The organism is Nocardiopsis alba (genome assembly GCF_000710955.1).
In the GTDB taxonomy this organism is placed as follows: domain Bacteria; phylum Actinomycetota; class Actinomycetes; order Streptosporangiales; family Streptosporangiaceae; genus Nocardiopsis; species Nocardiopsis alba.
Genome location: NZ_BAZE01000014.1, coordinates 147,631 through 168,552 on the forward strand (window position 1 = coordinate 147,631; position 20,922 = coordinate 168,552).

19 protein-coding genes are annotated in these 20,922 nt (G+C 70.9%); 4 read left to right on the forward strand and 15 right to left on the reverse strand.

What is annotated here, in order from left to right; translation table 11 throughout:
- Window positions 1-145 precede the first annotated feature (145 nt).
- The 7 genes from TR33_RS22775 to TR33_RS22805 all read right to left on the reverse strand — a co-directional run bounded on the left by TR33_RS22775 (window position 146) and on the right by TR33_RS22805 (window position 6,377).
- Entirely contained in the window at window positions 146-616 is a 471-nt protein-coding gene (locus tag TR33_RS22775; RefSeq protein ID WP_014911186.1) for a DUF6917 domain-containing protein, read from the reverse strand.
- Window positions 613-1,542 carry a Gfo/Idh/MocA family protein gene (locus TR33_RS22780; RefSeq protein WP_042285384.1) on the reverse strand — a complete coding sequence of 310 codons (930 nt, stop codon included), beginning with the start codon at window positions 1,540-1,542 and terminating at the stop codon, window positions 613-615. The genes TR33_RS22775 and TR33_RS22780 overlap by 4 nt, the downstream gene beginning before the upstream one ends.
- Window positions 1,539-2,678, reverse strand: a complete 1,140-nt coding sequence (locus tag TR33_RS22785) for an Ldh family oxidoreductase (protein WP_042285387.1) — start codon at window positions 2,676-2,678, stop codon at window positions 1,539-1,541. Before TR33_RS22785 ends, TR33_RS22780 begins: the two co-directional genes overlap by 4 nt.
- A complete protein-coding gene (locus tag TR33_RS22790; protein WP_042285390.1) occupies window positions 2,675-3,961 on the reverse strand; it encodes a M20/M25/M40 family metallo-hydrolase in 1,287 nt (428 codons plus the stop codon). The genes TR33_RS22785 and TR33_RS22790 overlap by 4 nt, the downstream gene beginning before the upstream one ends.
- Window positions 3,958-4,827 (reverse strand): sugar phosphate isomerase/epimerase family protein, encoded by an 870-nt coding sequence (locus TR33_RS22795; RefSeq protein WP_234305940.1) that lies wholly within the window; start codon window positions 4,825-4,827, stop codon window positions 3,958-3,960. The genes TR33_RS22790 and TR33_RS22795 overlap by 4 nt, the downstream gene beginning before the upstream one ends.
- On the reverse strand, window positions 4,820-5,833 hold the full coding sequence (locus tag TR33_RS22800; RefSeq protein WP_042285397.1) for a Gfo/Idh/MocA family oxidoreductase: 1,014 nt from the start codon (window positions 5,831-5,833) through the stop codon (window positions 4,820-4,822). The genes TR33_RS22795 and TR33_RS22800 overlap by 8 nt, the downstream gene beginning before the upstream one ends.
- A gap of 235 nt (window positions 5,834-6,068) precedes the next feature.
- Window positions 6,069-6,377 carry a hypothetical protein gene (locus TR33_RS22805; protein ID WP_042285400.1) on the reverse strand — a complete coding sequence of 103 codons (309 nt, stop codon included), beginning with the start codon at window positions 6,375-6,377 and terminating at the stop codon, window positions 6,069-6,071.
- A 371-nt stretch (window positions 6,378-6,748) separates the two neighbouring features.
- Between TR33_RS22805 and TR33_RS22810 the strand changes: the two genes are divergently transcribed.
- A complete protein-coding gene (locus TR33_RS22810; protein WP_202421724.1) occupies window positions 6,749-7,699 on the forward strand; it encodes a ketopantoate reductase family protein in 951 nt (316 codons plus the stop codon).
- Here TR33_RS22810 and TR33_RS22815 read toward each other — a convergent pair.
- The 3 genes from TR33_RS22815 to TR33_RS22825 are packed head-to-tail and all read right to left on the reverse strand — an operon-like array spanning window position 7,689 to window position 10,776.
- A complete protein-coding gene (locus TR33_RS22815; protein ID WP_017535971.1) occupies window positions 7,689-8,543 on the reverse strand; it encodes a carbohydrate ABC transporter permease in 855 nt (284 codons plus the stop codon). The genes TR33_RS22810 and TR33_RS22815 overlap by 11 nt on opposite strands.
- The gene (locus tag TR33_RS22820; RefSeq protein ID WP_014911754.1) at window positions 8,540-9,520 is read right to left on the reverse strand and encodes a carbohydrate ABC transporter permease; all 981 of its coding nucleotides are present in this window, start codon (window positions 9,518-9,520) and stop codon (window positions 8,540-8,542) included. Before TR33_RS22820 ends, TR33_RS22815 begins: the two co-directional genes overlap by 4 nt.
- Complete coding sequence (locus TR33_RS22825) at window positions 9,517-10,776, reverse strand: ABC transporter substrate-binding protein (protein WP_014912097.1); 1,260 nt, start codon at window positions 10,774-10,776, stop codon at window positions 9,517-9,519. Before TR33_RS22825 ends, TR33_RS22820 begins: the two co-directional genes overlap by 4 nt.
- Window positions 10,777-11,108: 332 nt before the next feature.
- Between TR33_RS22825 and TR33_RS22830 the strand changes: the two genes are divergently transcribed.
- A complete protein-coding gene (locus TR33_RS22830) occupies window positions 11,109-11,660 on the forward strand; it encodes a hypothetical protein (protein ID WP_042285402.1) in 552 nt (183 codons plus the stop codon).
- Window positions 11,661-11,746: 86 nt separating this feature from the next.
- On the opposite strand, the gene TR33_RS22835 is transcribed toward TR33_RS22830, so the two are convergent.
- The 5 genes from TR33_RS22835 to TR33_RS22855 form a co-directional block, all read right to left on the reverse strand.
- Window positions 11,747-12,826: a TIGR04222 domain-containing membrane protein gene (locus tag TR33_RS22835; protein WP_042285404.1), complete on the reverse strand. Its 1,080-nt coding sequence runs from the start codon at window positions 12,824-12,826 to the stop codon at window positions 11,747-11,749.
- A 68-nt stretch (window positions 12,827-12,894) separates the two neighbouring features.
- Window positions 12,895-14,166: an MFS transporter gene (locus TR33_RS22840; RefSeq protein ID WP_042285406.1), complete on the reverse strand. Its 1,272-nt coding sequence runs from the start codon at window positions 14,164-14,166 to the stop codon at window positions 12,895-12,897.
- Between the two features lie 89 nt (window positions 14,167-14,255).
- Window positions 14,256-14,939 carry a GntR family transcriptional regulator gene (locus tag TR33_RS22845; RefSeq protein ID WP_014908931.1) on the reverse strand — a complete coding sequence of 228 codons (684 nt, stop codon included), beginning with the start codon at window positions 14,937-14,939 and terminating at the stop codon, window positions 14,256-14,258.
- A 326-nt stretch (window positions 14,940-15,265) separates the two neighbouring features.
- The gene (locus tag TR33_RS22850; protein WP_042285408.1) at window positions 15,266-17,062 is read right to left on the reverse strand and encodes an ABC transporter ATP-binding protein; all 1,797 of its coding nucleotides are present in this window, start codon (window positions 17,060-17,062) and stop codon (window positions 15,266-15,268) included.
- Window positions 17,059-18,813 (reverse strand): ABC transporter ATP-binding protein, encoded by a 1,755-nt coding sequence (locus TR33_RS22855; protein WP_042285410.1) that lies wholly within the window; start codon window positions 18,811-18,813, stop codon window positions 17,059-17,061. Before TR33_RS22855 ends, TR33_RS22850 begins: the two co-directional genes overlap by 4 nt.
- 232 nt (window positions 18,814-19,045) lie before the next feature.
- On the opposite strand from TR33_RS22855, the gene TR33_RS22860 reads away from it, so the two are divergent.
- On the forward strand, window positions 19,046-19,813 hold the full coding sequence (locus tag TR33_RS22860; protein ID WP_026125264.1) for a siderophore-interacting protein: 768 nt from the start codon (window positions 19,046-19,048) through the stop codon (window positions 19,811-19,813).
- A 107-nt stretch (window positions 19,814-19,920) separates the two neighbouring features.
- The gene (locus tag TR33_RS22865; protein WP_042285412.1) at window positions 19,921-20,916 is read left to right on the forward strand and encodes an ABC transporter substrate-binding protein; all 996 of its coding nucleotides are present in this window, start codon (window positions 19,921-19,923) and stop codon (window positions 20,914-20,916) included.
- Window positions 20,917-20,922 lie beyond the last annotated feature (6 nt).

Genomic DNA, 20,922 nt, shown 5'->3' on the forward strand with positions numbered 1-20,922 from the left:
GGATCACCGTATGGAAAAAGCGAATTCAATAAATAGAATGAGCCGCTCGGGTGATCGGTCGATCTCCCTCAACCCACGAAAAGATTACAGCCTCAAGACACCCGCTAAAACCAGAACAGAGAAAACGGAGAGATGAATGCGACTTTTATATCGGACATTCTTCGACATTTTCTTCGACCCTCGCGAAAGGGTCGTCCCCGGGCGTGTCCGCACTCCCCTGTTCGAAGACCAGACCCTCCTCGGGAGCCAGCCCCAGAGAGGCTCCGGTGGGGATGGGGGCGGCGTGGATCAACACGTTGTAGTGGTTGGGCGTGTGGCAGGCGTCGAAGCCCAGGACCACGCCCACCAGGCGCCCCCCGATCCACACCCGATCGCCCCGGTCCACGACCCCCGCCGAGGTGATCTCGGCGAAGCCGAGGAAGCCCACCCGGTCGATCCGGGCGCCCTCCTCGGTCTCGGTGTGATCGGTGGCGACCAACTCGTGGACCTCGCCCGCGCGCACGCACCGGCTCGCGAACGGCTCCAACCGCATCCCGCGCTCGGTCCTGCGGTGCACCAGCACCTTGACCAGGCTCCCGGTGACGTTCCGCTTGGGCCCGTCCTCACACGGGTTCACGAACCCACCCTCTCCCCCTCGTTCTCCCGCGCCTCGCGGTAGACGTCCTCGACCAGGCGCAGCGCCGACGTCCCCGCGCCGTCCTGCGCGCCCTCGCGCACCCGACGTTCGAAGTCGGCCACGATGCCCTCGTACTCGTGCCACAGCGACTCCTTGAACGCCGGGCGGCCGGCCAACATGTCGGCGCTCAGGACCCGACCGTCGACCGTGCGCACCTCGACGTCCTTGCGTTCCCCCGGGTGGGACCAATCGAGCAGGACCCTGGCCCGGGCCCCCGTGGCGACCAGGCCGATGTCCGCTCGACGGTCCACACCCGAGGAGTCGTAGTCCACCCTCGCTGTGTCCACCTCGACCCGCCCCACCAGCGCCTCCACCAGATCGAAGGCGTTGGGTCCGTTGTCGGCCACGCATCCGCCGCCGCACCGGGCCGGGTCCAGGTACCAGGTGTCGTCCCCCGTGTGCTCCTCGATCCGTTCCAGGTAGCGCACGGTCACCTCCGCCGGAACACTCCCCTCCAACCGTTCCCGCAGGGCCAGGAACTCGGAGTTGTACCTGCGGTGGAAGGCGGTGAACAGCGCCGCCCCGCGCTCCCGGGCCAGAGCGGCCAGGGGCTCTCCCTCGGCCGGGGTCAGGGCCAGGGGCTTCTCCACGCAGACCGCGACCCCCCGTTCGAGGGCGTCCGCGCAGATCCGGGCGTGGGCGTCGTTGGGCGCGGTGACCACGACCGCGTCCAGCTCCACCTCGTCCAACATCGTGGTGTGGTCGGTGTGGCCCACCGCCCCCTCGGGCGGGTCGGCGACCTTGGCGGGGTCCAGGTCGCACACCGCCACCGTCCGCCAGGCCGGGGAGGCCTCCAACGCCGCCAGGTAGAAGCGGGAGATGAAGCCCAGCCCCACGACCCCCACGCGCAACGGTCCCTCGGTCATCGTGCCCCTCCTCGTACCTCGGGCGCCCGGACCCCGGCCCGTTCTCCCTGCTCCACCAGAACCGCGTACAGGGCGGCGGGCAGCGGCACTCCGTGCTCGGCCCGCTCACGGGCGTAGTGGTGTTCGTGCCATCCGGGGTAGCGCACCGGCAGATCCGGGTCGGTGGGCGGGCAGTCCAGCAGCGCGCCGAACAGGCCCTCGGCGTCGGCCTCCGCCCCCTGCCTCAGGGCATCGGGGGCGATGGCCAGCAACAGCAGACCGATGTCGTCGTCGCGCCCGCTCGGACCGCCGTCCCCCTCCAACGCGTCCTCGTGCGGACCGCGCCCCGAACCCGAGACCAGAGCCGAGAGCACCTCGACCACCAGCCCCAGCCCGAAGCCCTTGAACCGGCCCACATGACCGCCCAGCCACATCAGATGCGCGTCCCCGGCGTCGAAGGCGGCCGGATCGGTGACCGGAGCACCCCGGTCGTCGCACAGCAACCCCTCCGGCAGCACGCGCCCCTCCCGGGCCGCCTGCCGGACCCTCCCGGTCGGGGCCGCGGTGGTGCTCATGTCCAACAGGAAGGGCGGATGCCCTCCCGCCGGGGCCGAGACGGCCAGCGGGTTGGTCCCCAACATCGCCACCGCGCCGCCCGGCGGGCGGGCGATCCGCTGCCCGCCGCAGTTGCTGGAGACCACGCCGATCATGCCCCGCTCGGCCGCGCGCAGCGCGTGGAACCCGGCGCAGCCCAGGTGGGTGGCGTCACGGACCGACACCATCCCCACCCCGTGCCGTTCGGCCCGCTCCACGGCCAGATCCATCGCCCAGGAGGCCGACCACAATCCCAGGGAGCGCCGCGCGTCGACCAGCAGGGCGGCGCCCAGATCGGTCACGATCGACGGCTCGGCCCGGGGGTCGGCCCGGCCCTCGTCGAGCAGGGGCAGGTACAGGCCCGCCAGGTTGGCCACGCCGTGCGAGTCCATCCCGGTCAGGTCGCCGTGGCACAGGGCGCGCGCCGACTCGACGGCACGGTCCCGGGGCATTCCGCGGTGGACGAACATCTCCGTGACGAAGAGGTTCAGTTCGTCGGGGTCGACCAGGACGGTCGACCCCGACGGGGCGGTTCTCGGTGACTCCGAGGAGAGGGTGGTCACGATCCTCCGTTCGTCTCTTGGGTGAAGGCGGTCAGTAGACGGGCCACCGTCTCGGCGAACCCGTCGAGGTCGGACAGGCGGGCGGACTCGTCGTCGCCGTGCGCCCCGTCGGCGGCCAGGTCGCCGGGGCCCAGGACGACCGAGCACGTGTCGGGGATCCCCGACGCCCAGATGGCGTCGCAGGTGAAGGCCGGCTCGTCCGCGGGCCACTCGGGCACCCCGGCCCGCCGCAGCAGGTCGTGGCCCCGGGCATCGCGATCGTCCAGCACCGGCAGTCCGCGCTTGGGCCAGTCCAGTCGGGTGATCCGGCGTGCGTCCCGCGCGGTACGGGCGAACAGGGTCGTGTCGGAGAACTCGGCGACGAACTCCGTCAACGCGGTCTCGAAGGCCTCGGCCACCGCCGCCTCCAGGACACGGCCGGTCTCCGCGTCGCCGTAGGAGAGGTTGAACAGCAGATCTCCGCCGCCGTAGACCCGGTTGTGCAGGGTGCCGGTCCACAGGCCGGCCACGCACACCGCTCCGCTTCCGGCGTAGGAGTCCAGGAGCCGACCCATCCGTTGGGCCAGGAACCCCGACAGGACGGAGGCGTTGTGGCCGGTGTGGGGACGGTCGTCGATCGCGTCGTCGCCGCGCACCGACACCCGGGCGGTCATCGACGCCGTGCTCCGGGGCGAGAAGCGTCCGGAGGTGGGTTCGCAGAACACGTTGAGACGCCCCACGTACCCGCGCTCCACCAGGGGCCGGGTGCCCAGGACGCCCATGGCGCCGCCCTCCTCGCCCGCCACGGCCTGGACGATCACCGCGCTGTCGCGACCGACCCGCTCGGACCGCTCCAGGGCGGCGCGCACCCCGGCCAGCAGGGCCACCGCGGGCCCCTTGGCGTCGATGGCGCCGCGTCCGCGAAAGACCTTCCCGTCGAAGGAGACCGGAGGGTTCCCGGCCACGGTGTCCAGGTGCACGTTGAACATCACGGTGCGCTCGCGCGGCAGCTCGTCCGGCCCCAGACGCAGGACCAGGCTCGGCTGTTCCGCCAGGAACCGGGGGTCTGCCGCCGCCGCGCGCACCGTCTCGGGGACCCCGGGACGGTCCAGGTCGGCCGGGTCGGCCGGGGCGTGGCGCACCACCCGGAAGCCGAGCTCCCCGGCGGCCTTCGCGTACTCCCGTTGGGCCTCCCACAGCCGGGGCGCGGGCCCGTCCGTGCCGACCTCCAGGGGGCCGGCGGTGGGGATCTCCATCGACCGGAGCAGCAGGGCCTGGTCGGAGGGGTTCAGGGCGGCCCTCATCGAAGCGCCCCCTCGTTCCGGACCCGACGGACGAGCGCCTCCGTGGCCCGCCCGTACTCGACGAACGCGGCCCGGTCCCCCCGGCCCGGGTCGGTCCCGGACGCCCGCAGGTGGGGGCGCAGGTGCAGGTGGGGTTCGATGGACAGCGCCCCCCGATAGCCGTGGTCCTCCAGGATCCGCAGACACTCCTCGACGCCGGCCTCGCCCTCGCCCGGCGACACGTAGGCCGTCTCGCCCCCGGGTACGGCGACCGCGTCCTTGACGTGGACGTGGGCCACGTACTCCACCAAGGGCGCGAGCAGCGCCGGAGCGTCGTAGCCGTGGGCGATCCCGTTACCGGTGTCGAACAGCAGCCGCAGCGCCGGACTGTCGGCCTCGGCCACCAACGCCAGCGCCCGGTCGGCGTCGTCCCCGGCCCAACCGGCGCAGTTCTCGTGGACCAACAGCAGACCGGCGTCCTCGGCCCTGCGCGCCAGTTCGCGCACCCGGGCCCGCGCGATCCGTCCCCACTCCGGCTCGGTCGTCCCCCCGGAGGGGAAGGACATGATCCGCACCATGCGCGTCCCCAGACGGGCGCACCGTCGGGCCAGAACGTCGAGTTCGGCCAGATCGACGGCGAAGTCCCCGGTCACCGGGCGGGACCAGTCACCGATCTTGGCGGCCACGGCGACCACCTCGACCCCGGCCTCCCCGATCCGGTCCGCCGCCCGCGCGAACTCCTCCTCCCCCAGCTCGGCGACGGGCACCCCGTCCAGGGTGCGCAGCTCCAGAAGGTTCCAGCCCAGCTCGCGCACCGCGTCGAGTTGGCCCGCCAGGTCGGGGGCGGCCTCGTCGCCGATCCCGGCCAGAGGTGAGGACTCAGGCACCGACGGCACTGTCGACCTCCCTCGCCACGGTCGTGGGCGCGCACAGACGCTTGGCCTCGGCCAGCAGACGGACCGCCTCGATCTGCGCGGGAAGGTCGCCGCCACCGCCCCAAGGGCGGGAGTAGCGGCCGTAACAGGAGCGCAGGAGCGCGGTCAGGGCGTCGTCGGGAAAGACCGAACGGGCGGGCTCGCGCCCCGCGACGGTCACCGAGAGCTGCGCGGTGTGGTCCGCCTCGCTGCACGGGTAGTGGCCGGTCAGGACGGCCGTGTCGAACTCCAGCACGATCCGGCGTTCCCGGGTCGGACAGGTCAGGTCGGACTCGATCCGGGTGAGGGTTCCGCTCCGGTGCGCCAGCTCCACCCGGGCCCCGCCCAGACCGGGCATCCGCAGCCCCTCGACGGTCATGTCCGACAGATCGGCCGAGACCACGTCGGCGTCGCCCGCCAGGGAGACGGCCGCGGCCAGGGCGTGCGGGACCTCGACGTCGAAGGCCGTGGGGTGGGAGGTGGACTCCAGGCTCCGGGTGAACCGGGGCTTGTTCTGGACCACCGTGATGGCGCGCAGCCCGCCGAAGACCCCGGAACGTCGGACCGCGACCAGCCGCCGGGTCAGGGAGCTGGCCGACCACGGCGTCGCCACGTTCAGGTCCAGCCCCCGGGAGCGGCGCAGACGCGCTATGCCGGCGAGCTCCACCAGGTCCAGGGCCAGGGGCTTCTCCACGATGATCCGGCGGTAGCCCAGATCGGCCAGGTGTCCCAGCATCTCCACGCGCAGCCGCGGCGGGGTGCACAGGTGGACGACGGTCCGCTCCGGCGGGCACAGCCGCGCCGCCTCCTCCGGAGAGTCGACCACGTGTATCCCGTCGGCCCTCTCGTGCAGCGGATCGTAGCCCAGGATCGGCCCCGGGGCGAAGAGGTCGGGTGCCGCCGCCCGCGCCTTGGCGAGCGACGGCGCGTGCAGCCCTTGTCCGGATCTGCCCAAGCCGACGATGAGGGTGTGCAGCATGAAGGGCCGACACCTTTCCGGTTCTCTGGTACCCGTACCGCTCGGCGTTCCTGTCGGACACGCGGAGCCATGAACGGGCACTCATCCTCTTGCGACCACGGAACGGAGTCAAAGAATAGAACCGGTTCTCACACCCCAAAACCCGACGGAGGGCATTCCTCAATCAGGAAGAAAGAGGCAAGAAAGGGAGAGATCAACGATTAGCGGAGTTCATCCCTTTTGCACTCCGGAGGGGTCAGGCCACCGAGAAGCTGAAGAGACCGCTGGGCGGAGCGTACCATCCGCGGTCGGGGGCGACCGGGACGCCGGGGGCGAAGCAGGTGGTGCCCGGGTGGATGCGCACCTCCGTGTCGGTCATGTTGAACAGCACGTGCGCGGTCGCGGGGAGCCGGTGGCAGCTTCCCGAGGCCGGATCGGTGTAGCGCTCCAGGTCTTCGAGCTCGGTCTTGAAGACCACGACCTCGCCGGTCGCCGCGTGCGCCGGGGAGGCCCCCAAAAGCACACCGCCGAGGACAAGGGCGGCCACGGTGGACAACGCCTTCATTCCACCATCCTTTCTCATCTCATGTACGTTTCATGAAAACAACCCTCTTTTTAACCGATAACACGGAGGGTTTCGGAAGGATCCTCTCCGAACCCGAGGGGGAGCGCAACCCCGATATCCCGGAAAACCTTTTCGGACCTCGATTTCCGGACCCATAAAACCGCAGGAACATAACACCAATAATCCGACATCTCATTCTTCGGCCACCGAACACACGCGACCGCTAAGGGCGAGTCGTCCCCACCCGCCCCATCCGCTCCCCGACCCGATCACACCCCGACGACCGGCCCCCGAACACCACCGGGCCTTGCCGACCTCCCTACCGGAGCCGTACGTTTTGCGGTGATCACGAACCATCGGGTGGGAGCAGCATGAGAATCCTTGTCGTGGGAGCCGGAGCGGTCGGCGGATACTTCGGCGCCCGACTCGTCCAGGCCGGACGTGACGTCGACTTCCTGGTCCGCCCCCCACGCGCCGAACTCCTGCGCGAACGAGGCCTGAACCTGCGCACCGTCGACGGCGCGACCGAACGGATCCCCGTACGCCCCGTCACCGCCGACCTCCTGCGCCCCGAATACGACCTCGTCGTCCTCGCCGTGAAGTCCTACGGACTGGAGGGCGCCGTCGCCGACCTGACCCCCGCCATGGGCCCGAACACCGTGGTCGTCCCCTTCCTCAACGGCATGCGCCACCTGGACGTACTCGTCGACCGCTTCGGCCTCGACCGCGTCTACGGCGGCGTGAGCATGGTGATGACCCGCCTCGGCGACTCCGGAGAGATCATCGAGGTCGGCAAGATGGGCGAACTCGTCTACGGACCCTTGAGCCGCACCCCGGTCCTCGCACCCGAACAAGTGCACAAGGCCCTGCACGGCGCCGCCTTCACCGCCCGCACCGCCGAGGACATCCGCCAGGAGATGTGGGACAAGTGGGTCTTCCTCGCGAGCCTGGGAGCCGCCACCTGCCTGATGCGCGCCCCCATCGGCCGCGTCAACCGGGCCCCCGGCGGCTCCGAGTTCAGCGCGGCGATGTTCGCCGAGGCCATGGCCGTGGCCACCGCCGCCGGATACCCCCCGGGCGAACGCATCCGCGCCCTCGCCGACCGGATCATCGGCGACACCGAACGCGAGACCTCCACCTCCATGTACTGGGACCTGACCCACGACAACCCGGTGGAGGGCGACCACATCGTCGGCGACCTGGTCGCCCGAGGCCGGGAACTCGGAGTGCCCACACCCCTGCTCTCCCTGGCCCACACCCACCTGAGCGTCTACACGGCCGGCCGCGAGAACCCGCCCGCGACCGCCCCCGTCACCCCTTGAGCGCGCCCGCCATCAACCCCCTCATGAAGAACCGCCCCAACACCAGATAGACGACCAACGTCGGCAACGACGCCAACACCGCCGCCGCCATCTGCTGGTTGTAGGGCACCACCATCGACCCGGCCACGTTGTTCAACTGCACCGTCACCGGCCAACTGTTCGGCCCGGTCAGGAACACCGCGAACAGGAAATCGTTCCAGGCCGAGGTGAACTGCCAGATCAACGTGACCGCGAACGCCGGCGCCGACACCGGCAACACCACCGAGGCGTAGGTGCGCAGCATGCCCGCGCCGTCCACCCGGGCCGCCTCCACCAACGCCGGCGGAATACTCGCGTAGTAGTTCCGGAAGATCAACGTGCAGATCGGGATCCCGTACACGGTGTGCGCCAGGATCAACGGGAACAACCCGCCCATCAGGTTCGCGCCCACCAACATCTGCTGGAGCGGGATCATCACCGCCTGGTAGGGGATGAACATCCCGAACAGGAACAGCGTGAACACCGTGTCCGCGCCCGGAAAGCGCCAACGCGCCATCACGTACCCGTTCATCGACCCCAACACCGCGGAGAGCACCGCGCTGGGCACCGCCACCATCACACTGTTGCGCAACCCCGGGGCCAGGGCCTGCCAGGCGGCCGCCCACCCCTCCACGCTCCAGGTCTGCGGCGGCAGCCAGGCCCGGGCCGCGGTGGCCTCGTCGAAGGGCTTGAAGCCCGTCACCAACAGCACGTACATCGGCAGCATGAACAACACCGCCAGGGCGAACAACAGGACGAACCGGACCATACGCCCGCTCCGCGCCCGGCCCGTCCTCTCGCCGACCGCGGTCGCTCGCGTGCTCATCGGCCCTCGCTCCGTTCCTTGCGCACACTCCACACCAGATAGGGGACGACGAACAACGCCACCGCGATCAACAGATAGGAGGCGATCGTGGCGCCCTTGGCCGGATCACGGACCTCGAAGACCATCGCCCACATGTACACGGCGGGCACGTCCGCCACGATCTGCTGCCCCGCGATCGCGATGATCAGATCGAACACCTTCAGCGACATGTGCCCCAGAATGATCACCGAGCTCAACAACACCGGCCTCAACTGCGGCATCACCACATGCCGGTACACGCCCCACTCCGAACAACCGTCCACCCGGGCCGCCTCGCGCAACTCCTCCGGAACCCCGCGAAAGCCCGCCAGGAACAGCGCCATGACGTACCCGGCCAACTGCCAGATCGCGGGCAGGGCCATCGCCGCCATCCCCAGATCCGGAGCGGTCCACCAATCGTTGACCAGGAAGTCCAGGTTCAGATGGACGAACAGGGCGTTGAGCCCGGTCGCCCGCTCCGCCGGGGCGGGGTTCATCAACCACCGCCACACCACACCGGTCGCGATGAAGGAGACCGCCATCGGCGCCAGGAACAGGGTGCGGAAGACCGCCTCTCCCCGTATCCCCTTGTCCAACAACAGCCCCAGGAACCACCCCAGCAGCAGCGCTCCACCGACGAAGACCACCGTGAACACGACCGCGTTGCCCACCGCCGCCGGCCAACGGGCCTCCTGCCACAAGGACACGAAGTTCGTCAGACCGACGAACTCCCCCTCCTGCACCGGCCGATGCCGGTCGCTCAACGCCAGCCGGGTGTTCCAGCCGATCATGCCGTAGACGAACACCCCGATGAGCAGGATCGACGGGGAGACCAACAGGAGCCCGGGCAGCCACGAGCGGGAACGGACCAGCGCACGGCGCCACGGTGACATCTGGGCGGGGGCGCGGCCCGGACCGGACCCGACCGCGCCGCCCGCCCTTTTCTCGGAGACGCTCATTCGGACCGCGCGGCCTCGTGCAACGCGTCGTTGAACGCCTCCAGGTCACCGTCGCCCAGATACAGCCCGACGGCGGTGTCGACGTCGTTCTTCCACCGGTTGCCCACGGTCACCCCGTGCCAGAACGACCCCGCCAGCTCGGGACCCGCCTGCCACTCGGCCAGGGCCGACTCCAGATAGGGACTGTCGGCGTAGTGGGCCGGATCGGCGTCCTCACGCGCGGGGATGGACCCCTTGAGCGGGTTGAAGACGTCCTGCCCCTCACGACCGGCGACCAGTTCGAGCCAGCTCAGCGCCGCCTCCTCGTTGGGCGCCCCCACCGGCAGGGTGAAACTGTCCGACAACCACATGTAGGTGCCGTCGGTCCCGGGCGAGGCCACCCAGTCGTAATCCTCTCCGGGGAGCGCTCCCACTTCGTCGAAGTACCCGGCCGCCCAGTCGCCCATGATGTTGAAGGCCGCCTCGCCGTCGGCGACCCGACGCGACGCCTCCTGCCAGTCCTCGGCCGCGGACTCCTCCTGGGTGTGGTCCAGGATCACCTCGAAGGTCTCCAGCGCCTCGGCCACCTCCGGGGTGCCCCAATCGGCCCCCGGCTCCCACAGACCGTTGTAGGCGTCGGGACCCAGGGAACCCAACAGCACCGACTCCAACAGGTGCGAGACGGTCCACTGCGCGCCCACCGCCATGGGGATGGCGTCGGTCTCCTCCGCGACCGCCTCCAGGGCCTCCACCAACTCGTCGAGGGTCTCGGGCGGGGCCTCCACCCCGGCCTCCTCCAACAGCGAGGGGTTGAACCACAGCACGTTGGAACGGTGGATGTTGACCGGGACCGAGTAGACCTCGCCCTCGTAGGAGATCTGCTCGATCAACTGGTCCGGCAGGGCCTCGCGCAACCCCTGCTCGTCGTAGAAGTCGTCCAGCGGTTGGAGGTAGCCCGCCTCGATGTAGTCCTGGAGTTCGGCCCCGGCGTGCCCCTGGAAGGAGTCGGGCGGATCCTGACTCTGCAACCGCCCCTCCAGGACGGCCTGGGCGTTGGTCCCCGACCCTCCGGCCACGGCCGCGTTGACGAACTCGACCCCGGGGTTGTCCTCCTCGAAGCGCTCGATGAGCGCCTCCAGCCCGGCCTCCTCACCGCCACCGGTCCACCAGGAGAAGACCTCGACCTGGTCGGCTCCCCCACCTCCGCCTCCGCACCCGGAGGCCAGGAGCACCAGCCCCAACGTCCCCGCCGCGACCGACCGCCGCCGTACACGCATGCGCGTCCCTTCTCGGATGGCCGCCCCTTCCGAGACGGCACATCACCTCGCGTGTCCCAGATCACCCATTCGACTGCCGTGCCATCCTTCGCTCACACGTGTCCCCCGTCAAGGGGGGATGTCCGTTGTTTCCGGACGGGATTCCCGTGGCCCATGGGCGTTCCGGGTCCGGAGAGACGCCGCCCCTCCGCGCGGCACATGACACGCCGGAGCCGCCCCTCGAGGAGGATCGGCACCCAGGCCCACCCTGACCTGTGTTCTCCGGTTCTCCGAGACCCCGACGGCGCGCGGGACCGCCCATGGACGGGCACGGGGCTTGGCACAATCACGGCATGTCCATCCTCCAACGCTCCACCGACCGAAGGTCGATCTCCCGACCGTCGGCGGCCTCGCCCCTGGTCGCCCTGCCCTTGGCCTGCCTCCTGCTGTCCGCGTGCGCCCCCGAAGGCGGCGCCGTGGGGGCCATCGCCACCGGGCACTTCTCGGCGCGCCACCACTTCCCCGTGATCATGGTCTCCTGGTGCGGCGACAGCCCTCCGGCCCGGATCGATCTGTCCTCCGAGGAGCACGAGTGGCGGTTGACCGCCACCAGGGAGTTCTCCGAGCAGCCGTTGGAGGTGAACCTGGCCGCGCCCGGCGAGGACTGGACCATCACGGACGGTTCGGGGGCGCCCGCCTATCGGATCGCGCCGGGCTCCCCCGATCTGGAGTACCTGTTGGGCGTGACCTCGGAGGCCGGGGTGGAGGGCGAGAACGAGAACGACATCGCCTCGTTGCGCTTCGACACCGAGACCCTGGCCGGCGACGACGGGGTGTACGTGGGAACCCATCAGGACGATCAGGGTTCCCTCGTCGATCGGGCCGCCTTCCCTCCGGAGTGTTGATCCGGAGGAAGAAGAGCCACCACCTTTACGTGGTAGATCCACATAAGGGCGACATGTCCGATCAGTGACTCTTCGGTCATGCTCTTTCAACCGTGATCGACCGGTGGACGGTGGCGGGCGTACGACCATCCGCTCATCTCGGCTTCCCCCTGCCACATCCGAGGCGACCACTCCCGAGGAGCCCGCTCCACTCCCCCACCGTCCACCACCACCCACAAAGGCGATCTCGGATCAGGCTGAAAGGCGTTGACGAAGTCCCAGAGCAGAGCCGGGGAGCGTACCTCGTCATGCTCGATCAGGGGGCCGCGCGCGTCGGCCGGCGGCATGTGCCCGGTCCGCCGGTACTCCTCCGAGGACAGACGCAGGCCCAACCTGCCGAAGGCCGCGACCCTGCGCAGCACCGTCTCCCGGTGGAGGCGGAGATCCTCCCCCTCCACCGGCCTCCTGAGATGATCTCGAATCCGTCTCAGAAGCCGCTCCCCCTCCGGGGTCCTGGGGCCGATCTCCTGTTCCCACCTTCGCGAGAGCGCCACGCAGGCCCAGGTCGCCACCACCATGGGCGGCGCGAGAAGGAGAAGGAGAGGGGGTTCACCGTAGAGCACCACCAGGAACAGGCACATACACGCCACCACGGCGGGCAACGAGAACCCCGCCCCTGTGATCCGGCTCAAGAGATCGGCCCGTCGCCAGAGGCGGTGGATCCCCTCGGCATCGGTGCACAGTCCACGCTCGCGCAACCTCTCCAACGCCCCACGCACCTCGGAGTGAGAGACCACCTTCCCCAGAAGTTCGCTCGGGGAGCGTCTCCCGTCCACGAGCTCGCGTATCAGGGAACGACGGACGGGTTCCAGAGCGTCGAGATCGACGTCGCGGCGGGCCCGGTCCGTCGGTTCCGCCCACGCACCCGAAGAGCTGCTCCCATGGTAGAGAAGACCGCCCAGATGCAGATCGAGGGCGCACACCTGGAGCAGCCGCGCGGGTCCCCCGGCCAAGAGGGCCAGTTCCTCCACCGACGGAGGAACCGGCTCGGTGAACGCGGCGTCCACCCTTCCGACCGAACCGTCCCGGGCCCGTTCCAGTCTTCGCACCGCGTGGGCCCCGGCCGCGAACAGGGCCGCGTACACCACCGACACCACCACGACCAGGGAGACCATCACCTGGGCCACGAGACCACCCTCTCACTCCGCTGGAACGGCGTGTACCCGAAGGCACCGAAGGTATGCGCCGGTGGCCCTCAACCGGACCTTCGCGCCGAACCCTTCGAAAGGGTCTTCGGGCACAGGGCCACCACCACGACGCAGACGAGGGCGAGCAGCGCACCGGCCCCGAACATGACCTGGTGGTCGAACCAGGGAGTGAGGGCCTCCAACACCGCCGGAACGAAGAAGCCCAGGTAGCTGATCGAGTAGAAGACGGCGGTCAGCCCCGCCAGACCGTCGGGGCCGGCCACCCGTTGGACCTCCCGGAGCCCGGTGACCAACAACGTCCCGTACCCGGCGCCCAACACGGCGGCGGCCACCATCGCGGCCGGGACGCTCGACGTGGCCGTCGCCCAGGCCGCCAGGGCCATACCGACGGCGGTGACGGCCAGGGCGACGATCACCGGACGCACGGAGTCCGTGACGGCCAGACGCCCGATCAGCCGCTGCGCGACCACGCCGCAGGCCAGGGCGATCAGACACATCAGTCCGGAGAAACCGATCTCCTGACCGGGCACCCGATCGGCCAACAGGTTGGGCAGGACGGCGTAGGCGCTGGCGGAGGCACCGAAGACCCAGGGGGCCATCGGCACGACCACCTGGAGGAAGCGGCGGTGCAGCGCGCTCGGGACCTTCAGGTCGTCCACCAGACGTCGCGCCCCTCCCCCGCGCTCCAGGGTCTCGGGGGCGCCGAACATCGCCACCGCGAGCAGAAGGGTGATCACGACGTTGACCGTGTAGGGCAGGATCGCCGCCATCGGGGCGAACTGGGCCAGCGAGGCCGCCACCACCGCCCCCAGCAGGAACCCCAGGGTCAGGGCCAGCGAGGCCCGGGAGGCGCCGGCGCCCGCCGAGGCCTTCGGGTCGAACGGCGCCTGGGACAGCTCCTTGACCCAGCTGGTGCCCACCGCCATCACCAGGCCGAGCGCCAGCCCCGACAGGACGCGCCCGGCGAACAACAGGGCCGCGGTCTCGGAGCCCAGGGCCAGCAGGACGCTTCCGGCCACGCACAGGAACGGCGCCGGGAACATGAGGGGACGGCGTCCGTAGCGGTCCGACAGCGGACCGCCGACGAGCAGTGCGGGCACGATGCCCAGCACGTAGGCGCCGAGCAGGAGGTTGACGACCTGGGCGCTCATGCCGCTCTCCAGGCGGTACATGACGAGCAGGGGCGTGAACTCGTTCCCGCCCCAGGCGACGGCGAAGAGCATGCCGCACACCGCGAGCCATCCGGGGAGGGATCTTCGGCGGTGTCCGGACTCCGGGGTCCCCCCTCTTCGAGGACCGCGCGCCACGAGGGTGGCCATGGATATCGCTTCCTTCTCTGCGTGACGTACGAAAAAAAGAGGGGGGTACGGGGGGTGTGTCCTTATGAGGGCGGTCGTGCCGCCCGGGGTCACACGTTGGAGCCGTGGATGTCGTCGAGGTGTTCGACGGTGGCTCGTGCGAAGCCCTCGGCGTCGCCCTCGGCGATGAGCCGGGCGAGTTCGGTGTGCTGGGCCAGGACCCGCTCGGCCCGGGTGGCGTCGTCGCTGATCGACTGGGTGGTCATACGGCGGTGACGGTCCTGGAGCAGGCGGTGGAACCCCTGGAGGATCGAGTTCCCGCCGGCGGCGACCACCTCGCGGTGGAACTCGACGTCGGCCCGGCTGAAGGCGGCCAGGTCGTTCTCCTCCCAGGCCCGACGCTGTTCGTCGATCACCTCGCGCAGACGCCGGACCAGCCGTTCCGATCCGCCCGCGGAGGCGCACACGGTCTCGACCGCCGTCGTCTCGATCATCCGACGCGCTTCGAGCACCTCGCGCGACTCGTGCGGCGGCACCGGCCGGACCAGGGCTCCGCGCTTGGGGTACAGGCGCATCCATCCTTCGGCCTGGAGCTGGAGGAAGGCCTCGCGCACGGGGGTGCGGCTCATCCCCAGCTCGGTGGCGATCCGCCCTTCGCTGAGCATGGTCCCGCCCTCGTACTCGCCGTCGAGGATGCGGTCCCGCACCACCGTGTAGGCCCGACCCGCCGAGGACTCCGGTGTCGTGGCGGCCGCGACCTCGACGCCCGGGCCGTCCGTACCGATGCCGTTCATCGTGCCTCCAAGCTTGGATACAACATAGATACTAGTTGTACATCAGGCCGGTCCGGACGAGAGACGGAGCACATCGGGCCCCTTGGGGGTGGCACGGAGCGGCCCGGCCGTCCGAGGGGACGACCGGGCCGGCGAGGGAGTGTTTTTGTGGATGCTTTCGCTCGGCATCGGCGGAGCCGATCCGTGGCGAGCGGCCGCCGGGCGATCTCTCGCCAGACGACGAGCGAAGGTCAGCCCGGGTTTGGCTGTCCGAGCGATGTCGACGCCGCGAGAGGAAGCCCGGCCACGCGAGCGCGGAATGATCCACAAAAGCACGACCTAGAGTGTCAGCGCCGCCAGCTCCGCCACAGGCGGGCGTAACGACCGTCGAGGGCGACCAGTTCGTCGTGGGGCCCCTCCTCCACGACGCGCCCCTGGTCCATGACCACGATCCGGTCGGCGGTACGGGCCTGGGTCAGGCGATGGGCGACCACCAGGGTGGTGCGCCCCTTGGTGGCGGCCGACGCGGCCTCCTCCAACAGCCGGGCGCCCGAGCTCCCGGCCTCGGCCGTGGCCTCGTCGAGCACCGCCAGGTCGGGGTCGGCCAGCGCCAGTCGGGCCAGCGCCAGATGCTGGGCCTGTTCGGCGGTGAGTTCGTGCCCGCCCTCGCCCACGACGGTGTCGAGCCCCTCGGGCAGGGCCCGGACCAGGTCGAGGGCGCCGACGGTCTCCAGCGCGTCCTCCACCTCGCCCCGGTCGGCGTCGGAGCGGGCCAGACGCAGGTCCTCCAGGAGGGTGCCCGAGAAGACGTGCGTCTCCTGGCTGACCAGGAAGACGTGTTCGCGCACCCGCCGTTCCCCGAGTTCGTCCAAGGGGATCCCGCCCAGGTAGACCGTGCCGGAGGTCGGGGTGATCAGGCCCGCGACCACGGCGGCCAGCGTGGTCTTGCCCGCCCCGCTGGCCCCGACCAGCGCCACCCGTTCGCCCGGGGCGACCTCCAGGGAGACCCCGTCCAGGGCCTTGGGCGCTTCGGGCGCGTAGGCGTGGGCGACCTCCTCCACCCGCAGGGAGGATCCGGCCGGCCCCTCCTGCGCCCCGGGGTCCTCCGCCGCCGGCAGGTCGACCACCCCGGCGAGCCGGGCCAGGCTCGCCCCGGCCTGCTGAACGTCGTTGAAGTTCATGACCAGGAAGCCGATCGGCCCGAAGAGCCGGTGGAAGTACAGGGCCGCGGCGGTGACCATGCCCACGGTGACCAGGTCGTCGCGCACCAGCCAGAAGCCCACCACCAGGACCGCGCCCAGGCCGACCAGTTCGGAACCGTTCATCCTGGCGCCGAGCCTGGTGAACAGGCGGAACACGTCCAGGGTCAGGTTCATGGCGGTCAGGGAGCGTTCGGCGATGCGCTCCTCGTGCACGTCCTCCAACCGGTAGGCGCGCACGGTGTCGCGGCCTCGGAGGGCGCCCATCAGGGCGTGGGAACGCTCGCCCATGGCGACGCGTTCGCGTGCGTAGTAGGGGGCCGAACGCGGCATGTACCAGCGCACGGCCCAGGTGTAGAAGGGCAGGGCGGCCAGACCGGCCAGCCCCAGGCGCCAGTCGAGGGCGGTCATGCCCACCGTGGTGAGCACGACGGTGGCCAGTGCCGTGACGACCTCGGGGCCGTTGCGGGCGATGGCGGTGGTGACCACGGCGACGTCGTCGCCCACGCGGGAGAGCAGGTCGCCGATGCGCACCCGTTCCAGCCGGGCGGCGGGCATGTGCAGGATCCGCTCCATGACCCGTTCGCGCAGCCGGGCCAGGACGGTCTCGCCCACTCGGCTGACCTGCCAGGCCCCCAGGCCGACGAGGATCCCGCCGACGAGGGCGGCCCCGGCGATGAGCAGGGCGGAGCGGAGGATGGCCTCCGGTCCGGCGCCCGAGGAGATGTCGTCGACCATCGTGCCCAGCGCCCAGGGCGCCACGAGACCGGCGGCGCTGCCGGCCAGGACCGTGAGGAGGGCCAGGGCGGTGCTCCCGGGGATGGAGCGCAGACCTTCGCCGAGCACCCCCCAGGTGCGTCGGGCCCCGGCGGTGGGCAGCAGGTCGGGACCGGCGGGTGCCCCTTCCGCGCGGCTGTCGGCGGGCCGGGTGGTGTCGGTGCTCAACGTAGAACCGCCTCGCGATAGTGGGGGTCGTCCTCGACCAGCCGGGTGTGGGTCCCCTCGGCGTGGATCCGGCCTTCGCGCAGGACCAGGACCCGGTCGGCCCTGGCCAGCAGGGCCGGGCTGCTCGCGATGACGAGCGTGGCCCCACCTCGGGCCGCCCTCAGGGTGGCCACGCCCTGGGCGATGGCCTCCTCGGTGACGGCGTCGACGGCGGTGGTGGGGTCGTGCAGGACCAGGACCGGTGGGTCGGCGGCCAGCGCCCGGGCCAGGGCGACCCGTTGACGTTGGCCTCCGGAGAGGTCGGTGGCGCGGTCGCGCACGGGCCGGTCGAGGCCGTCGGGGTGGCCGTCGACCAGTTCGGTGGCGGCCGCCGCCTCCAGGGCGGTCATCAGGCGGGTCTCGTCGTGGTCGGGGCCGGTGACCAGGTTGGAGCGCAGGGTGCCCTCGAACAGGGAGACGCCGTGCTCCTCCACCAGGACGGTACGGCGCAGGGAGGCCAGATCGAGCTCCTCGATGGGGATCCCTCCGACCGTGGTGGCCCCTCGGGCTTCGTTCGCCCGCCCGGAGAGCAGGTCGACCAGGGCCTCGGCGTCGCGCGGGTCGGTGGTGAGCACCCCGACGAGTTCGCCGCGGCGCAGTGTCAGGTCGACGTCGTCCAGGGTGCGGTGGCCGGCCCCGCGCAACACGAGGATCGGTTCGTCCGACGGGTCCTCATCTCCCGTGAGCGGGGTGGGGAGCACCCGGTCGCCGGGGGTGACGGCGTCGGGGGCGCCGAGCAGTCGGACCATGCGTCGGGCGGAGGCCTTGGCGATGGCGAACAGCTGGCCGACCAGCCCCAGCCCCTTGATGGGTTCGGCGAGGAACTGGGCCAGGCCCACCACGATGACGAGCTCGCCGACGGTGAGGCGTCCCTGGAGCGCCATCCAGCCGGCGGCCCCGGCCACGCAGGCCAGGAAGACGGCTCCGGCGGCGGTGACCAGACCGGTGTAGACGCCGTTGCTGGCGGCGGCTCCGACGGAGGCCGTCAGGGCGCGGTCGCTGACCTCGCGGTAGCGCAGGGCGGCGTCGCGTCGCGCGCCGATGCCCATGAGGACGCGCAGCCCACCGACCAGGTCGGTGGCCACGGCGGTGGCGCGGGCCGCGGTGGCCTGCTTGTCCTCGGTGCGCCGGGTGATCCGGGCGGCGGGAAAGCGCAGGGCCAGGAGCATCAGGGGCAGTCCCACGAGCACCCCGAGCCCCAGGGGCACGTCGATGCTCAGCAGGACGACGGTGGTGGCGACGATCGCGGTGACCTGGCCGATGCCGATCGCCCAGGCCCGCGCGTAGGAGGCGGCCTGGTCGGCGTCGGAGGTGGCCACGGCCAGGATCTCCCCGGAGCGCAGGCCGCTGCGTTCACCGTGCGGGTGCAGGACCCGGTGGGCCGATTCCAGTCGCAGCAGGTGGGCCTCGCGTTCGGCGACGCCGAGGGTGAGACGGGCGCCGGTGCGATAGGCCAGCGCCAGGACGGTGAAGAGAAGGGCCAGCCCTCCCACGCACCACGCCAGGGCGACGACGTCGCCGGTGGCCACGGCCAGGTCGATGGTGAGCCCGATCGCGACCGGGACGAGCACCTCGCAGAGTTGGTGGAGGGAGAGGAAGAAGGCCCCGAGGGCGATGGGGCCGCGGTGGCGACGCAGAGTGCGCGAGCGCAGGGCCGCCGCGTCGGTCGGGGGTGGTTCGTCGGGGGCGGTCCGACCCTCGGCTGCGGTCATGTGGTCGCTCGTCCTCCGTCGCTGTCCTGGACTTTCACCTGTGGGAGGGCCTGTTCCGGAGCGGGCCCCGCGCAAGGGTATCCGGGGGGATCGCACACTCTCGCGCTGGGATGACCGTCTCATCCGGGGATGCCCTGTTCCCCTTCGGCATGATATTGGTTAGCCTAACCTCACTATCCACCGTCGGTCGAAGGGTCTCGCGTTGCGCATCCAGTTCCCGAGTCACCGTCAGATGCTCCGTGCCCGGGTCGTGCGTACCGAGCGGACCACCGCCAACTTCATCACCGTGACCGTCGGCGGCCCCGACCTGGCCCGTTTCGAGTTCCTCGGACTGGACCAGTGCGTGCGGGTCTTCCTCGCCCGCCCCGGACAGGACCGGCTCACCATGCCCGAGTCCGCCGACGAGCGCTGGTACCCCGAGTACCGCGAGATGCCGGACGAGGTCCGCCCCTACGTGCGCAACTACACGATGCGCCGTTTCGACCCCGACGCCCTGGAACTGGACATCGAGTTCGTCGCCCACGGCGACGAGAGCCCCGCCTCCGGCTGGGCGCTCTCCGCTCGGCCCGGGGACGAGGTCGGACTGTTCCCCGAGGGGATCTACTACCTGCCCCCGGCCGACACCGACTGGCAGCTCCTGGTCGGCGACGAGAGCGCGGTCCCCGCCCTGCTCTCCATCGTCGAGGGCGCGTCCGAGGACCTGCGCGCGCAGGTCTACCTGGAGGTCCCCTCCCAGCAGGACGTGCGCACCGTGAACGCCCCTCCGGGGGTGCGGGTGCACTGGCTGCCGCGTCAGGACCCGCACGCGACCCCGGGGCGTCTGGCCCTGGAGACCGTGCGTTCGGCGACGCTCCCCAAGGGCCGCCCCTACTGCTGGGTGGCCGGGGAGAACGGTCTGCCCACCGGGCTGCGACGGGCCCTGGTCCGTGAACACGGCGTGCCCAAGTCCGACATCACCTTCCTGGGCTACTGGCGCCAAGGTGTGGCCGCGATCGCCTGAATCCGGCCGCGATCCCCCACGCCGGGTCCTTCGGGCCCGGCCGCCCCCTGTTCTCCGTTCCCATGACCGCGTCCACTCCGGGCGCGCCGTCCCTTCACCGAGGTCCCATGAACACCGGCCCTTCCCGCCGTCTCGGCCTGCTCACCGTCGGCGCCCTGTCCACCGTCCTGCTCTCCGCCTGTGGTGGCGGCACCTCCGATTCCGAGGACTCCGGTGCGAGCGCCGAGGGCTTCCCCGTCACCGTCGAGACCCTGTTCGGCGACGTGACCGTCGAGGATCGTCCCGAGAACGTCGTCGCCCTGGGCTGGTCGGACGCCGAGACCGCTCTGGCCCTGGGGGTGCAGCCGGTGGGCGTGGCCGACTGGCAGGGCTACGGTGCCCCCTACGTCGGCCCGTGGGCGGCCGACCTGCTCGACTCCGAACCGGTCGAGCTGGGCACGATGGAGCCGAACCTGGAGGCGATCGCCTCCCTGGACCCGGACGTGGTCCTGGACACCCGCTCCGACAACTCCGCGGAGCGCAACGATCTACTCGAGCCGGTCGGCCCGGTGGTCGGACCTCCGCCCGAGGTCGAGGTCACCTACGGCACCACCTGGCGGCAGCAGACCCGCCAGGTCGCGGCGGCCCTGGGCGAGGAGGCTCGCGGCGAGGAGCTCGTCACCGAGCTGGAGGAGCGGTTCGAGAGCCTGCGGGAGGAGAACCCGGAGTTCGCCGACACGACCATCGCGGTGGGCGCCTACTTCGACGGCCAGTACGGGGCCTACGTCCCCGGTGACACCCGGGTGGACGTGCTCACCGAGCTCGGTTTCGAGTACGACCCCGACCTGGTGGAGAAGGCCGACGGCGCCTTCTACCTCGACCTGAGCCCCGAGCTCGTGGAGACGCTGGACGCCGACCTGACGGTGATCTTCCCGATCGGGGACACCGCCGACCTCCTGCACGAGGACCCGGTGCTACAGAACATCCCCTCCGCCGAGGACGGTCGTCTGCTCATCCTGGACGACCCGGAGACGGTCAACGCGTTCTCCAGCGGTTCCACTCTGGGCATCCACCACGCCCTGGACGAGATCATCCCCCTCATCGAGGGGACCCTGGAGGGCTGAGGCCCC